General features: G+C 65.3%; 10 protein-coding genes. 2 read left to right on the top strand and 8 right to left on the bottom strand.

Going from position 1 to position 14,307, the window contains the following annotated elements; translation table 11 throughout:
- Positions 1-18 precede the first annotated feature (18 nt).
- The 5 genes from EVC45_RS12705 to katE all read right to left on the bottom strand — a co-directional run bounded on the left by EVC45_RS12705 (position 19) and on the right by katE (position 8,680).
- Positions 19-1,146, bottom strand: a complete 1,128-nt coding sequence (locus EVC45_RS12705) for a hybrid sensor histidine kinase/response regulator (RefSeq protein ID WP_129958326.1) — start codon at positions 1,144-1,146, stop codon at positions 19-21.
- 9 nt (positions 1,147-1,155) lie between these two features.
- Positions 1,156-1,824: a chemotaxis protein CheB gene (locus EVC45_RS12710; RefSeq protein WP_129958327.1), complete on the bottom strand. Its 669-nt coding sequence runs from the start codon at positions 1,822-1,824 to the stop codon at positions 1,156-1,158.
- Between the two features lie 10 nt (positions 1,825-1,834).
- Positions 1,835-2,662, bottom strand: coding sequence for a protein-glutamate O-methyltransferase CheR (locus tag EVC45_RS12715; RefSeq protein WP_129958328.1), 828 nt, complete (start codon positions 2,660-2,662; stop codon positions 1,835-1,837).
- Between the two features lie 34 nt (positions 2,663-2,696).
- Positions 2,697-6,266 (bottom strand): response regulator, encoded by a 3,570-nt coding sequence (locus EVC45_RS12720; RefSeq protein ID WP_129958329.1) that lies wholly within the window; start codon positions 6,264-6,266, stop codon positions 2,697-2,699.
- A gap of 293 nt (positions 6,267-6,559) precedes the next feature.
- A complete protein-coding gene (gene katE, locus EVC45_RS12725; RefSeq protein WP_129958330.1) occupies positions 6,560-8,680 on the bottom strand; it encodes a catalase HPII in 2,121 nt (706 codons plus the stop codon).
- 379 nt (positions 8,681-9,059) lie between these two features.
- Between katE and EVC45_RS12730 the strand changes: the two genes are divergently transcribed.
- Complete coding sequence (locus tag EVC45_RS12730) at positions 9,060-10,373, top strand: MFS transporter (protein WP_248295105.1); 1,314 nt, start codon at positions 9,060-9,062, stop codon at positions 10,371-10,373.
- Here the strand turns inward: EVC45_RS12730 and EVC45_RS12735 are convergent.
- From EVC45_RS12735 to EVC45_RS12745, 3 genes are all read right to left on the bottom strand, one after another.
- Positions 10,357-11,256 (bottom strand): MipA/OmpV family protein, encoded by a 900-nt coding sequence (locus EVC45_RS12735; protein ID WP_129958332.1) that lies wholly within the window; start codon positions 11,254-11,256, stop codon positions 10,357-10,359. The two genes, EVC45_RS12730 and EVC45_RS12735, sit on opposite strands and share 17 nt — an antisense overlap.
- A 365-nt stretch (positions 11,257-11,621) precedes the next feature.
- Positions 11,622-12,380 carry a peptide-methionine (S)-S-oxide reductase MsrA gene (msrA, locus tag EVC45_RS12740; protein WP_129958333.1) on the bottom strand — a complete coding sequence of 253 codons (759 nt, stop codon included), beginning with the start codon at positions 12,378-12,380 and terminating at the stop codon, positions 11,622-11,624.
- Between the two features lie 171 nt (positions 12,381-12,551).
- Complete coding sequence (locus EVC45_RS12745) at positions 12,552-13,094, bottom strand: Lrp/AsnC family transcriptional regulator (RefSeq protein WP_129958334.1); 543 nt, start codon at positions 13,092-13,094, stop codon at positions 12,552-12,554.
- Between the two features lie 139 nt (positions 13,095-13,233).
- On the opposite strand from EVC45_RS12745, the gene EVC45_RS12750 reads away from it, so the two are divergent.
- On the top strand, positions 13,234-14,250 hold the full coding sequence (locus EVC45_RS12750; RefSeq protein ID WP_129958335.1) for a 1-aminocyclopropane-1-carboxylate deaminase: 1,017 nt from the start codon (positions 13,234-13,236) through the stop codon (positions 14,248-14,250).
- Positions 14,251-14,307: the final 57 nt, after the last annotated feature.

The following is a 14,307-nucleotide window of genomic DNA, read 5'->3' on the forward strand; positions in this document are numbered from 1 at the left end:
CGACTCGTTAGCGACGCCTCATCGCCGGGTAAACGACCCGCGCTGCAACGCCACCGCCCTCGGCAACTGGATCGTGAAGCTCGTGCCCGCGTCGTCGCTGGATGCGACGCTGACGTCACCGCCATGCATGCGCGCGATTTCCTGCACGATATGCAGGCCCAGCCCGAGCCCCTCGCGCGAGCGCGCGCTGTTGCCGTTCGACGCGAACGCCTTGAACAGATGCGGAAACACCTCGGCCGGAATCGTGCCGCGATTGGACACCTTCAGACGCACGCAATCCTCGGCCTCGCCGTCCACCTCCACGCCGATATCGCCCTCCAGCGCGCCATGATGCAGCGCATTGCTGACGAGATTCGACACCGCCTGCCACACGAGGTCGGTATCCCACGCGCCGGCCGTATTGCCGGTGCAGCTGAACACGATCTGCTTGCCGCTCTTCTGCGATGCGAATTCATCGATCACCGAGCGGCACAGCGTCGCGAGTTCGATCGAGCGCGGCTGCAACGGCAGACGTCCGCCTTGCAGACGCGCGAGGTTCAGCAACTGATCGACCATCCGCGCCATGCGCAGCGAGCTGTTCTTCACCCGCGCGGCGACGCTCGCGGCCTGCTCGTCGACGGCCGTGCGCATCAGGTATTCCGCCGACGCCAGCACCGCGCCGAGCGGCGTGCGCAGATCGTGACTGAGCACCGCCATCAGCATTTCGTTCGCTTCGAGCATCTGGCGCGTCGTCACCAGTTGCGCGGCGAGCTGGCGCTTCTGCTGCTCCAGTTGCACGAACACGTCGACCTTCGACTGCAGGATGCGCGGATCGAACGGCTTGTACAGGAAGTCGACCGCGCCCGCCTCGTAGCCGCGGAACGTGCGCGACGCGTCCTGCGCGGTCGCGGTCAGGAAGATGATCGGCACGTGCGACGTGCGCGGGCTGCCGCGCATCAGCGCGGCCAGTTCGAAGCCGTTCATGCCGGGCATGTTGACGTCGAGAATCGCCAGCGCGACTTCGTGCTTGAGCAGCAGATCGAGCGCGGCGGTGCCGGAATCGGCGACCAGCACCGCGACGTCGGGACGCGTGAGCAACGCTTCGAGCGCGGTGATGTTGTGGACGATGTCGTCGACGATCAGGATGTTCACAGGTGAGTTCGACATGGCACCGTATCAGAGGGAAGTCGGCAGCGCGGCAAGGCGCTTCGCCAGGGTTTCGGGATTGTAGATCGCGTCGGCCGCGCCGCGTTCGATCGCCGCGCGCGGCATCTCCGGCGAGCCGGCGCTGCCGGGGTCCTGCACCCACGCGGTGCCGCCGCACGCGCGCACGCGTTCGAGCCCGTACGAGCCGTCGTCGTTGGCGCCGGACAGCAGGATCGCGAGCAGCCGCTCGCCGTACACCGCGGCGGCCGATTCGAACAACACGTCGATCGACGGCCGCGAGAAGCGCACCGCCGCATCGGTCGACAGCGCGACCGTGCGGTCCACTTCGACGAGCATGTGATAACCAGGCGGCGCGACGTGCACGCGGCCCGCCAGGATCAGCTCGCCGGCATCGGGTTCGAGCACCGGCAGTGCGCAGCGATGCGCGATCGCCGGCACCAGGTAGCTCGGCGAATCGGCCGGCAGATGCGAGACGATCATCACGGCCGCCGCGAAGCGCGTGGGCAACGCGGCGAGCAGCACGTTGAGCACCTCGAGGCCGCCGGCCGAGCCGCCGATCACGACGAGGTCGTAACCCCGCGGCGCGTCCGTGCCCGCATCTGCGCCCGTGCCCGTGCCGAGCGCGCCGCTGGCAGCGGCGGCCCGGGTGACGGTGGGTTCGACGTTCGAGCGTGGCATCGCGACCTCGCTAACGCTTCTGGTAAATGCGTTCGGTCGCACGGAACTCGTCGAACGCCGGGTAGTGATGCGAAAAGCGCAGGCTTTCCTTGCTGCCCAGGCCGAGAAAGCCGCGCCGCACCAACGCGTTCTCGAACAGCCCCAACGCGCGATCCTGCAAGCCGCGATCGAAATAGATCAGCACGTTGCGGCACGACACCAGATGCGCTTCGAGGAACACTTCGTCGGTGGACAGGCTGTGATCGGCGAACACCACGCGCTCTTTCAGCGAGCCGGCAAAGCGCGCGCCGCCATATGCTGCATGATAGTAGTCCGACAGCGATCGCGTGCCGCCCGCCGCCAGATAGTTCTGCGTGAAGCCCTGGATGCGCTCCAGCGCGTAAATGCCCGCCTCCGCGCGCGCGAGCGCGTCGGGGTTGATGTCGGTCGCGTAGAACAGCGTGCGCTCGGTGAGGCCCTCCTCGTCGAACAGGATCTTCAGCGACCACAGCTCCTCGCCGGTGCTGCATCCGGCGACCCACACCTTGATCGACGGATAAGTGCGCAGACGCGGCAGCACGTGTTCGCGCAGCGCGAGGAAATACGACGGGTCGCGAAACATGTCGCTGACCTGCACCGTCAGGTACTGGAACAGCCGCGAAAACTCGTTGCCGTCGCGGATGATGCGGTCCTGCAATTGCGACAGCGTGTCCACGTTGAATTCGTCGAGCGCCTGCGTGAGGCGGCGGCGCAGCGACGACATCGCGTAGTGGCGAAAGTCGTGCTGATACTTCAGATAGATCGCCTCGAGCAGCAGCCGCAGCTCGATGTCGAAATCGCTGAGGCGGGATGGGTTCATCGCGTTTCTCGCTTGCCTGCTCACGCTCGCGGCCTCAGCGCTGCCGCAGCCACACGCGGCACAGCGCAACGAGCTTGTCGACGTCGATCGGTTTCGACACGTAGTCGTCGGCGCCCGCTTCGAGGCAGCGCGTGCGATCGTTGGCCATCGCCTTCGCGGTCAGCGCGATGATCGGCAGATGCGCGAAGCGCGGATTGCGGCGAATCTCGCCCATCGCGGTCAGGCCGTCCATCTCGGGCATCATGATGTCCATCAGCACCAGATGCACTTCCGGTCCGTTCTCCAGTTCGTCGAGCGCCTCGCGGCCGTTGCGCGCGATCAGCAGTTTCGCGCCGAGCGGCTCCAGCACGTGCGACAGCGCGAAGATGTTGCGCACGTCGTCTTCGGCGAGCAGGATCGTGCGGCCCTCGAAAGCATTGTCGCGTTGCCGCACGGTGCGCAGCATGCGCTGCTGCTCCGGCGCGAGCGACGACTCGACGCTGTGCAGGAACAGCGTGACTTCGTCGAGCAGACGCTCCGGCGATTTCGCGCCCTTGATGATGATCGACTTCGAATAGCGGCGCAGCCGGTGCTCCTCTTCGTCGGAGAGCATGCGGCCCGTGTAGACGATCACCGGCAGCGACGCGTGCGCGCTGTTCGCGGCGAGGCGTTCGAGCAGATCGTAGCCGGTGCCGTCGGGCAGCGCCAGATCGGTGACGACGCAGTCGAACGTCAGCGTCGACAGCTGCTCGAACGCCTCGGCGAGCGTCGCGACCGCGACGATCTCGGTGTTCTCGCTTTGCAGCAGCGCGCGGATGCTTTCGCGCATCGGCGCGTCGTCCTCGATCACCAGCACGCGTTTCAGGCGCTGTTGCAGCCGCGCTTCGAGACGGCGGATCGCGGCCTCCATGGTCGAGCGCGCGGTCGGCTTCAGCGTGTAGCCGATCGCGCCCAGGTGCAGCGCCTTGTCGGCGTGATCGGTGGCCGACACGATATGGATCGGGATGTGGCGCGTCAGCGGATCGTTCTTCAGCCATTCGAGCACGGTGAGGCCCGAGCGGTCCGGCAGGCCGACGTCGAGCAGCACCGCGGCCGGCCGCATGTCGCGCACCAGCGCGAGGCCGCTGGCGGCGTCGCTCGCGTGCACGAAGTCGAAGTCGAGTTCGTGCACGAGATCGCGCAGAATCGCGGCGAACGGGGGATCGTCTTCGACCGCGACGATCAGTCGGCCCGCGCGGGTGCGGTTGTCGCGATCGTCGGCAATCGGCGCGACGGCGGGCTCGGCGGCGCCGGCCAGCAAGGCTTCGTACGATGCGGTGGGCGACGCCCGGCTTGCCAGACCATTCGCCGGCGAGATCACCGCGGCGGGAGCGGCGTCGAGCGGCGTGTGCAGCAACGGCGCCGGCGCCGTCGCGTGCGTGCCCGGGTTCACCGCGTTGATCGCGGCGGCGCTCGTCACCGTGCTGTCTGCCGCCGCGCGCGCATCGAGCGGCAGCCACAGCGTAAACACACTGCCCTTGCCGACTTCGCTCGCGACCGTGATGCGCCCGCCCAGCAGCCGCGAGAGCTCGCGCGAAATCGACAGCCCAAGGCCGCTGCCGCCATATTGACGGCTCGTCGAGCCATCGGCCTGCTGGAACGCCTCGAAGATCAGGTCGAGCTTGTCGGCCGCAATGCCGATGCCCGAATCGCGCACGTCGAAGCGCAGCAGGTTGTCCTCGACCCTGGCGACCTCGAGCGTGACCTCGCCGCGCTCGGTGAACTTCACCGCGTTCGACAGCAGGTTGCGCAGGATCTGCGTGAGCCGCTGGCCATCGGTGACGAACGCATCGGGCGCGCCCGGCAGCTTGTCGAAGGCGAGACGCAATTGCCTGGTCGCCGCGATCGGCCGAAACATTTCTTCGAGCGATTGCAGCGTCGCCTCGATCGACACCGTTTCGGGCTCGACCGTCAGTTGGCCCGCCTCGACCTTCGACAGGTCGAGAATGTCATTGATCAGCACCAGCAGATCGCTGTTCGACGCGTGGATCGTCTCCGCGTAGCGCACCTGCTCGTCGGTCAGATTGCCGCTGCGATTCTGCTGCAGCAGCCTCGCGAGAATCAGCGAGCTGTTCAGCGGCGTGCGCAATTCGTGCGACATGTTCGCGAGGAACTCGGACTTGTAGCGGCTCGACTGTTCGAGGCGTTCCGCGTTGGCCGCCAGGTCGCTCTGCGCGCGCAGCAGCTCCGATTTCTGCCGCTCCAGCCGCTGCGCGTATTCCTCGAGCTGCACGTTGGTCTGTTCGAGCTCGGCCTGCTGCGCCTCGAGGCGCCGTTGCGATTCCATCAGCGCGCGGCCGCGTTCCTCGAGCCCTTCGTTGGAGACCCGCAGTTCCTCCTGCTGGACCTGCAACTCCTCGTTCAGCTGCTGCGTCTCGGCGAGCACATCCTGCAGGCGTTCGCGGTACAGCGCCGCTTCGAGAAAGTCGCCCATGCTGTGGCGGATCAGCTCCATGAACTCTTCGTCGCGCGGCGTCACCTCGCGCAGGAAGCCCATTTCGACGACGCCGTTGACCTGGCCGTCGTTGTCGATCGGCAGGATCAGCAGGTTGCGCGGTGCGCCGCTGCCCGTCGCCGACATGACCCGCACGTAATCGGCGGGCACGTCGCGCAGCACCAGCGTGCGGCGCGAGCGCGCCGCCTGACCGACCAGCGTTTCGCCCTCCTCGAAAGTCAGGCCGGCCGTCTGTTCGCTGTCGCGGCTATATCCGTACGCGGCGATGCGGCGCAGCGTGCCGCTCTGCCGGTCGCGCACATACAGCGCGGCGACGAGCGCATCGAGATATTGGGCGAGAAATTCGAGCATCGCGCGGCCGACGAGCGGCGCGTTCGTCTGGCCGACCACCTTGTCCGCGAGCAGCCTCTGACCCGAGCGCAACCAGACCTGCTGCTCGAGCAGCGCGGTCTGTTCGGCCTGGCGGCGCAGCACGTCGTCATAGGTCGCGGACAGGTCCAGCAGTTCGCGACGGCCCCGCCATGCAAGCAGGCCGCTGACGACGAGGCTGAACAGCAGGAACACGCCGACCAGTGTCGCCGTTACGTTGCGTGTCGCTTCGGCGCGCTGCTGGCGCAGGCGCAGCTCGACGTCGAGAAAATCGCCGAATTCGCGGCGGGTTTCGTCGAACTCGACCTTGCCGCGCCCCGCCGCGATCGCAGTCTCATAGTCCTGGTTGCGGCGGCGCGCGTCGATGATCTCTTCGGCGAAACGTCCCCAGCGCTGCTGCAGCGCTTCGATCTGCTTGAGCCGCTCGACCTGCGGCGGGTTGTCGGCGACCTGCTTCTCCAGGGTGTCGAGTTGTGCCTTGAATTTGGGGCCGCCGTTTTCGTACGGCGCGAGGAAACTCTCGTTACCGGTGATCAGGAAGCCGCGCATCGACGATTCGCGATCCACCGCGAGCCGCAGCATTTCGTTGGCGTCGCCGATCACGCGCTCGGAGTGCTCGACCCAGCTCATCGTCGACACGAGGTAAGCGATCAGCCCGACGAACAGCGCCATCGTGACCAGGCCGACGCCCAAAGGCAGCGCGATATTGCGGCGAAGAATGCGGCGGAAACGGAGTTGATCGACGGCCTGCGATGCGGTCATTTTTTCTGTAGGTGGCATGGCGAATCGGGTCGATGCGGAATATTTTTCGGGTCTGCGCGCGGTGTTGGTTGCCGCGACGCGACCGCCGTCATCATACAAGGACGACACGCATCGTGTAACGGACAGTACGCTCGTCGAGCCTTGCTGGGCAGGGCGCGCAATGCAAAAAGAACCTGGCCGGTTCGCACCCGCCAGGCTCTCGCAGCGACGCGCATGGGAGCGCCGCGTTTCAGCTACGCTGCACCGATCAGCGGCTCACGCGGCAGCGCCTCGGTGCCACCGCGCCGGCCCGCTCAGGCCGGCACCGATTCCGCCTGCACCGCGCGCGACCATACGCGATGCTGCCCGGCGGCCTTGATGAATGCCTTCAACACGTCGGCGGACTGCGAGTCGTCTCCGGTCGCGATGCCGTCCGACTGCGCGGGCAACTGCGCGGCCGCGAGCAGGTCCCGCCCCGCGCCGAGTGCCGCGATCGCCTTCAGATGCTTGAACGCTTCGAGCACGAAGTGCCGCGCATCGCCCGATTGCGACAGCGCCTTCGCCCCCTTCTCCCCGCCGACCACGATCACCGCGTCGAACATGATCGACGGCAATCCGGCGATCGTCGCGTCGGGCGCGAGTCCGTCGATCCCGGCGAGCGTCGGCGCGATCAGCATCGGCGTCGCGCCTTCACCCTCGAGCGCCTGCCGTAGCCGTTTGATCGCCGCGCCATCGGAGCCGGGCGCGGCGAGCAGCGCGATCTTGCGGGTCTTGATGCCGGGCTTCACGCGATTGAGCAGACTCAGCGCCGCCGACGACTTCGGCCCGACGAGTTTTGCCGTGCCCTTCTTCGGCGCCGGCAAGCCGAGTCCTTCGGCCACCTTCGCGGCGAGGTCGGCGTCGAAGTTCGCGAGAATCTCGTTGACCTGGCGCGTGCGAATCTCGGGCTTCGTCACCTTGCCGAGCTCGAACTGATAGGCCGCCGCGATATGGTCCTTCTCCGGCTGCGACATGCTGTTGTAGAACAACGCGGCCTGCGAGAAATGATCGGCGAACGAATCGCTGCGCACGCGAATCTTGGTGCCCTCGACGCGCTCCTGATAGCTGTCGAAGCCGCCATCTTCGGCCGCCGGATCGGTTTCCTTCGGCCAGCCTTCGTTCAGCGAGTTCGGCTCGTACGACGCCTGGCCGACGTGGATCGCCTGCCGATGCATCGCATCGCGCTGATTGTTGACGGCTGGACAGACCGGCCGGTTGATCGGAATCTCGTGAAAGTTCGGGCCGCCGAGGCGGCTGATCTGGGTGTCCGTGTACGAGAACAAACGCCCCTGCAGCAACGGATCGTTGGTGAAATCGATGCCCGGCACGATATGCCCCGGATGAAACGCGGCCTGTTCGGTCTCGGCGAAGAAGTTGTCCGGATTGCGATTGAGCGTCATCTTGCCGATGATTTTCACGGGCACGAGTTCTTCCGGAATGAGCTTGGTCGGATCGAGCAGATCGAAATCGAACTTGTGCTCGTCGGCTTCCTCGACGATCTGCACGCCCAGTTCGTACTCCGGATAATCGCCCCGCTCGATCGCATCCCATAGATCGCGCCGGTGAAAGTCCGGGTCTTTGCCCGCGAGCTTCTGCGCTTCATCCCATAGCAGCGAATACGAGCCGAGCACGGGACGCCAGTGGAACTTGATGAAACGCGCGCGGCCCTCCGCATTGACGAAGCGGAACGTATGGACGCCGAAGCCTTCCATCGTCCGCAAGCTGCGCGGAATCGCACGGTCCGACATCGTCCACAGCACCATGTGGGCCGATTCGGGCACGAGCGACACGAAGTCCCAGAACGTGTCGTGCGCGGACCCGCCGGTCGGCATCTCGTTCGGCGCCTCCGGCTTCACCGCGTGCACGAAGTCGGGAAACTTGATCGCATCCTGAATGAAGAACACCGGCATGTTGTTGCCGACCAGATCGAAATTGCCTTCCTGCGTGTAAAACTTCACCGCGAAGCCGCGCACGTCGCGCACGGTATCGGCCGAGCCGCGCGGACCTTGCACGGTCGAGAACCGCACATAGACCGGCGTTTCGGCGGCCGGGTCCTGCAAAAACGCGGCCTTGGTGTACTCGTGCATCGATTCGTAGACCTGAAACACGCCATGCGCGGCCGAGCCGCGCGCATGCACGATGCGCTCGGGAATTCGCTCGTGATCGAAATGCGTGATCTTTTCACGCATGATGAAATCTTCGAGCAGCGACGGACCGCGCGGTCCTGCACGCAACGTGTTCTGGTTGTCGGCTATCTTGACGCCCTGATTGGTTCTCAGGGCCTCGCCCTGCGGCTTCACGCGATTGCGTTCGAGATCGTTCGATTTTGCGTCGTTCGACGGCGCTGCCCCGTTTGCCCGGGCCGCGGGCTTCTGGGTATTCGCTTTACCTGCCATGGGGATCGACTCCTTGTGTTCGCGCGCGCGGCGACGAAGGCGTCGTGGCGCGCGAACAGAGAGTCAGCAAGGGCTATACCCGCGAGGTCGCGGCGTGGCGGCCGCTCTGTTTGCGACGCTGTCGACTACCGCCCATGCAAAAGCGCGTTACGGGATCGTCACCAACTCGCTTCCCGGAGGCGATTTGACATCGGACGATTGGGACGCGGCGTGGCAACCAGCCGGCCGAAAATGGCGTATGTGACAAAATGCCGGCTACCAATCGCGGAGAACAGTGCGGATGAGCCGTGCACCAACAGAAATCGTTGCGCAAAGAAGCGCGGAAATCCCTCGGAAATATCGGCGTGAGCTTCTGAAGACCGTCGTCGCAGCCTCGCTCGTGACCGGGCTCGAAATGTTCGACTTCACCGTCTTCGGCTTTTTCGCGGCGGTGATCGGCGATCGGTTCTTCCCGGCCCACGATCCGATGACTTCATTGCTGTATGCCGTCGGCACATTCGGCGTCGGCTTTTTCATGCGGCCTGTCGGCGCGATGATGATTGGCGCTTACGCCGACCGCGTGGGACGCCGTGCAGCGATGACGAGAACCAGCTGGATGATGGCTCTGGGGACCGCCACGCTCGTGCTGTGCCCGTCGTTTGCCAGCATCGGCGTGCTTGCGCCGCTCATTGTGATCGCCGGTCGATCGTTGCAGGGCCTGGCCGTCGGCGGCGACATCGGAGTCGCCGCGGCCTTCATGCTGGAGGCCGGCCCCGTGTCACGCCGCGGCTCTCTGGTCAGCTGGCAGTTCGTCAGCCTGGGCGCAGCCGCGTTGCTGGGCGCAACCCTGGGCCTGCTGATCACCAGCACGATGTCGCCGGCTGACGTGGCTTCATGGGGCTGGCGAATCCCGTTCGTGATCGGTCTGCTGATCGCACCAGTCGGCCTCTACGTTCGCCGCCGGCTTCGCGATCGTCCGATCGCGAGCAGCGCCGCCAGACATGCCGCCACACCGCTCGCCGAACTGCGTCGCGAACATGGGACGACGATTCTGCTGGCGATGCTGATGATCATGGGGCAATCCATACCGGTATACGCGATCGTCTACTTCATGCCGAGCTATGCGACTCGCGTGATGCACATGCCGGCCGTCATCGGCTTTCGTGCTTCCGCATTGTCCGCGCTGCTGCTCGTCGTCATTCCGCCGCTGGCCGGCCGTCTCCTCGACAGCATGCGTCGCCGCAAACCAATGGCCCTGCTGGCCTCCGGATGCACGGCGCTGCTGGTCTATCCGGTCTTTGTGGTGATTACCCGTGCGACCAGCGAGCTGCCGGTTCTGTGCGGCGTCGCGCTCATCAGCACGATGGTGGCGTTTAGCGCCTGCTCGATCACCCTGCTCGTGCTCGAAGCCTTTCCTGCGCGGGTGCGCGGCAGCGGTATGGCGGTATCGCATGCGCTGCAGGTCGCGCTGTTCGGCGGTACGACTCAATTCATCCTGACGGGCTTGATCAAATGGACCGGCGATCCGATGTCGGCAGCCTGGTATGTAGCGCCGGCGTGCGCGGTCAGCTTTTGTGCGGTGATGCTTTTCAAGGAAAGAGCTTCGACGCCTGAACCTTCCACGGCACGCATCGACGCATCGGGTGAACAATGCGCCGCTGGCAGCCCCTCCTCGTCGTCTCAACAATTGAGATCGGTCAGAACCGGTAGTTGATCGACACGTCGGCGACGCCGGTCGCGCGGCGGCGCGTGATCGGACTGTTGCCCGCGCTGCCGACGAGCTGCTCGAACGCGCCGTCGGCGGTCGCGAACCAGTGCCTGCTGAACAGCCAGATCGCGCTGACGCCGAAGCCCACCGACTTGAAGCCGGCGCTCGCGTGGTATTGCGGATACTGCGAGTGCGCAGCCTGCTCCTGATTGACGCCCCACCAGCTGTTCATGTAGTTGGAGTCCGCGATCGCGACGTTCGGACCCGCGAACCAGAAGAACTGCTTCGTGCTGCCGGGCATCGGCATATAGGCGCCGAGATCGCCGATCCAGCCGTTCGATCCGCCGAAATAGCGGCGGATATCGGCGCGCAGCACGAGTGGAAAATCCTTCGACACGACGTACTCGCCCGAGAGCTTCACACCGAGCGCCGGATTGATGTTGCCGAGCCCGTTGAGTTCCTGCGGGTCGTCCTGCCCGCGTCGGCCGAGGTCGTAGACCGCGGCGAGACTCATGCGCCAGTTCTCGCCCTGCGCGAAATTCACGCCGAAGCCTTCGCCGCTCGACAGAAAGAACAGATCCTTGTAGCGCACGTCGATGCTCGGACCGGTCGCCAGGTGATAGCGGTCCGATCCCTCGAAGCGCGGCTGGAACGAGGTGGCCACACCGAGGCGCACTTGCCAGTCGGGAATGTTGGGCTGAAACATCTTCTGCAGCGGGATCCCTGCCGAGTATTGCCATTCGCCGAGTGGCGACGGCGTCTGCGCGAAGACGACGCGAGGCATGCAGGCCATCGCACCCAAGGTCGCGACGACGAGCGAACTCGCCGCGATGCCGGCTTGTTTATGGCGAGGCTCCGCGCCTCGCTTCTTTCTACGGCTGTTCAACACCGGAAGCCTCCGATCTCGCTCCTCGCGATGAGGTTAGGTTTTCGTCCGGGGTCCAGCGCGGACCCAAAAGCGCGGACGACCGCCGCACCGTTACTTACGGCGTGTAATTTTTCCAATCGACGACGCGGGCAACGCGATGCGCACGAAGCGCGGTGGGCCCGCATGACCCACGCAGTCGTGTGGCCGCTGCACATCGTGCTTGCACGCCGCGGCGAGGCGGACGATGGACAACGGAACCTTGGTGCGCAAGGAACGCGCCACGTCCGTGGAAAATTGATGACGAGCGATGGAAGGCGTACTGCGAGGATGGGTCAGGCGCTGCGGCGGCGCCGCTGGCGCCGCCGTTCAGAGGAGTTTCAGAGGGGTTATTGCCCTGCTTCGACGAGCACCGGCTTGTCGCGATACAGGTTGGGGAACAGGCGCTTCAGGTTGGCGATTTTCGGCATGTCGTTGAACACGATGTAGGCCGAATCGGGATGCAAGGTCAAATAATTCTGGTGATACGACTCGGCCGGATAGAAGCCCTTGTACGGCTCCGTCTTCGTGACGATCGGCGCGGGAAACACGTGCGACTTGTCGAGTTGCGCAATATAGTTTTGCGCGACGCGCCGCTGCGCGTCGTTCAGCGGAAAGATCGCTGAGCGGTATTGCGTGCCGCTGTCGGGACCCTGGCGATTCAGCTCGGTCGGGTCCTGAACCACCGAGAAATACACTTGCAGCAACTGACCGTAGGTGACCTTGCCCGGATCGAAGGTGACCTGCACCGATTCGGCGTGCCCGGTCTCGCCGCCGCTGACGGTCTCGTATTGCGCGGTGTCGCGTGAGCCGCCCGAGTAGCCCGACACCGCTCGCGTGACGCCGCGCACATGCTGGAACACGCCTTGGACGCCCCAGAAGCAGCCACCCGCGAGCACCGCGGTTTCCTCGTGCGCGGTACTGGCCGGAATCGTTTCGTCGAGCGCGGGCGGCGCGATCACGACCGCCTTCTCCGCCGCGAACGCGACGCGCTGCGCGAGCGGCAACGCGAGCACGGCCGCGCCGAGCAGCAACGACAGCGCGGCCGCGCGCGAGCGTCTGGAGGTGCCGCCGAACGATGTAAGGAATTGCGGTCTGTTGCGAATCATGATGGTTGCTCCGGAAAAGTGCCGACGCTCACCCGCCTTGGCACAGTGCCCCCAGGGCCGCGTGCGGGTGCGTCGATGCTTGGTCGCGCGGGCGCGGCATTTATGACAGCATGCGCGCTTTCGCCGCCGGCTGCGCGGTTGTGCGGTTCCGCGGTTGCGTTGCCGCGCGGCTCAGAGCGGAAATTTCGTGGTCGACAGGATTTCCTTCAGCACCATGAACGAGCGGATCTGCCGCACGCCCGGCAGATACAGCAACTGCTCGGCGTGCAGACGATTGAAGCTGTCGCTGTCGCGCGTGCGGATCACCATGAAATAGTCGAACTCGCCGGTCACCACGTGGCACTCCATGCAACCGGCCACTTTCTGCGCGGCCTTTTCGAACTCGGCGAACGACTCGGGCGTCGAGCGATCGAGCACCACGCCGATGATCACGAGCATGCCCGCGCCGGCCGCCTTCGGGTCGAGCAGCGCGACCACGCCGCGAATCAGCCCCGCTTCCTTCAGCCGTTCGACGCGCCGCAGACACGCGGGCGCGCTCAGTTTCACTTTCGCGGCGAGCGCCACGTTCGAAATCGACGCGTCGGTCTGCAGTTGCCGCAGGATCGCCCGGTCGATGCGGTCCAGCGCGTGGTGGTGGGGATCGGCTGGCGACGTGGAGTGAGCGGAGCTTCGATCGGAACGTTTCGCTCCGGTACGAACTTTTGTTGCGTTCATCGTTGCAGATGCGAAGTTTTGTTAGGAACGAGAGGTTCTTCAATTTCTAAAAATACGTCTGCGCGATTTTTTTCGCAAGCTCATTTCTGGCAGTTTTTTCTACCATGAACTCACGGAAATCACTCACCACGGAGCCGCGATGAACCTGCAACGATTCCCCCGCTACTCGCTCACCTTCGGACCGACGCCGATCCAACCGCTCAAGCGTCTGAGCGAGCATCTCGGCGGCAAGGTCCAGCTGTATGCCAAGCGCGAGGACTGCAATAGCGGCCTCGCGTTCGGCGGCAACAAGACCCGCAAGCTCGAATATCTGATCCCAGACGCGCTCGCGCAGGGCTGCGACACGCTCGTGTCGATCGGCGGCATCCAGTCGAACCAGACGCGCCAGGTCGCGGCGGTGGCCGCGCATCTGGGCCTCAAATGCGTGCTCGTGCAGGAGAACTGGGTCAACTACTCGGATGCGGTGTACGACCGCGTCGGCAACATCCAGATGTCGCGCATGATGGGCGCCGACGTGCGGCTCGTGCCGGACGGCTTCGATATCGGTTTTCGCAAGAGCTGGGAAGACGCGCTCGACAGCGTACGCGCCGCCGGCGGCAAGCCGTACGCGATTCCGGCCGGCTGCTCGGATCATCCGCTGGGCGGGCTCGGCTTCGTCGGCTTTGCCGAAGAGGTGCGTCGGCAGGAAGCCGAACTGGGCTTCAGATTCGACTACATCGTCGTGTGCTCGGTGACCGGCAGCACGCAGGCCGGCATGGTCGTCGGTTTCGCCGCCGACGGCCGCGCCGATCGGGTGATCGGCATCGACGCGTCGGCAAAGCCGGCGCAGACGCGCGAGCAGATCCTGCGCATCGCGAAGCGGACCGCCGAGAGCGTCGAGTTGGGCCGCGACATCACCGCGAAGGACATCGTGCTCGATGAGCGCTACGGCGGCCCGGAATACGGTCTGCCGAACGACGGCACGCTCGAGGCGATCCGTCTGAGCGCGCGCCTCGAAGGCATGCTGACCGATCCGGTGTACGAAGGTAAGTCGATGCACGGCATGATCGACAAGGTGCGCAACGGCGAATTTCCGCCCGGCTCGCGCGTGCTGTATGCGCATCTGGGCGGCGTGCCGGCGTTGAGCGCGTATAGCTTTATTTTCCGCGACGGTTGAAAGCGTTTCGCAGATTGACCGACGGGCGTCCACGGTTCGCCTTCGGCTTCGGCTTCG

Source organism: Paraburkholderia sp. UYCP14C (assembly GCF_004197395.1).
In the GTDB taxonomy this organism is placed as follows: Bacteria; Pseudomonadota; Gammaproteobacteria; order Burkholderiales; family Burkholderiaceae; genus Paraburkholderia.

Excerpts from the sequence above, each read along its gene's own strand:
- EVC45_RS12705 (WP_129958326.1), bottom strand. The coding sequence starts at position 1,146 with ATGTCGAACTCACCTGTGAACATCCTGATCGTCGACGACATCGTCCAC.
- EVC45_RS12710 (WP_129958327.1), bottom strand. The coding sequence starts at position 1,824 with ATGCCACGCTCGAACGTCGAACCCACCGTCACCCGGGCCGCCGCTGCC.
- EVC45_RS12715 (WP_129958328.1), bottom strand. The coding sequence starts at position 2,662 with ATGAACCCATCCCGCCTCAGCGATTTCGACATCGAGCTGCGGCTGCTG.
- EVC45_RS12720 (WP_129958329.1), bottom strand. The coding sequence starts at position 6,266 with ATGACCGCATCGCAGGCCGTCGATCAACTCCGTTTCCGCCGCATTCTT.
- katE (WP_129958330.1), bottom strand. The coding sequence starts at position 8,680 with ATGGCAGGTAAAGCGAATACCCAGAAGCCCGCGGCCCGGGCAAACGGG.
- msrA (WP_129958333.1), bottom strand. The coding sequence starts at position 12,380 with ATGATTCGCAACAGACCGCAATTCCTTACATCGTTCGGCGGCACCTCC.
- EVC45_RS12745 (WP_129958334.1), bottom strand. The coding sequence starts at position 13,094 with ATGAACGCAACAAAAGTTCGTACCGGAGCGAAACGTTCCGATCGAAGC.
- EVC45_RS12750 (WP_129958335.1), top strand. The coding sequence starts at position 13,234 with ATGAACCTGCAACGATTCCCCCGCTACTCGCTCACCTTCGGACCGACG.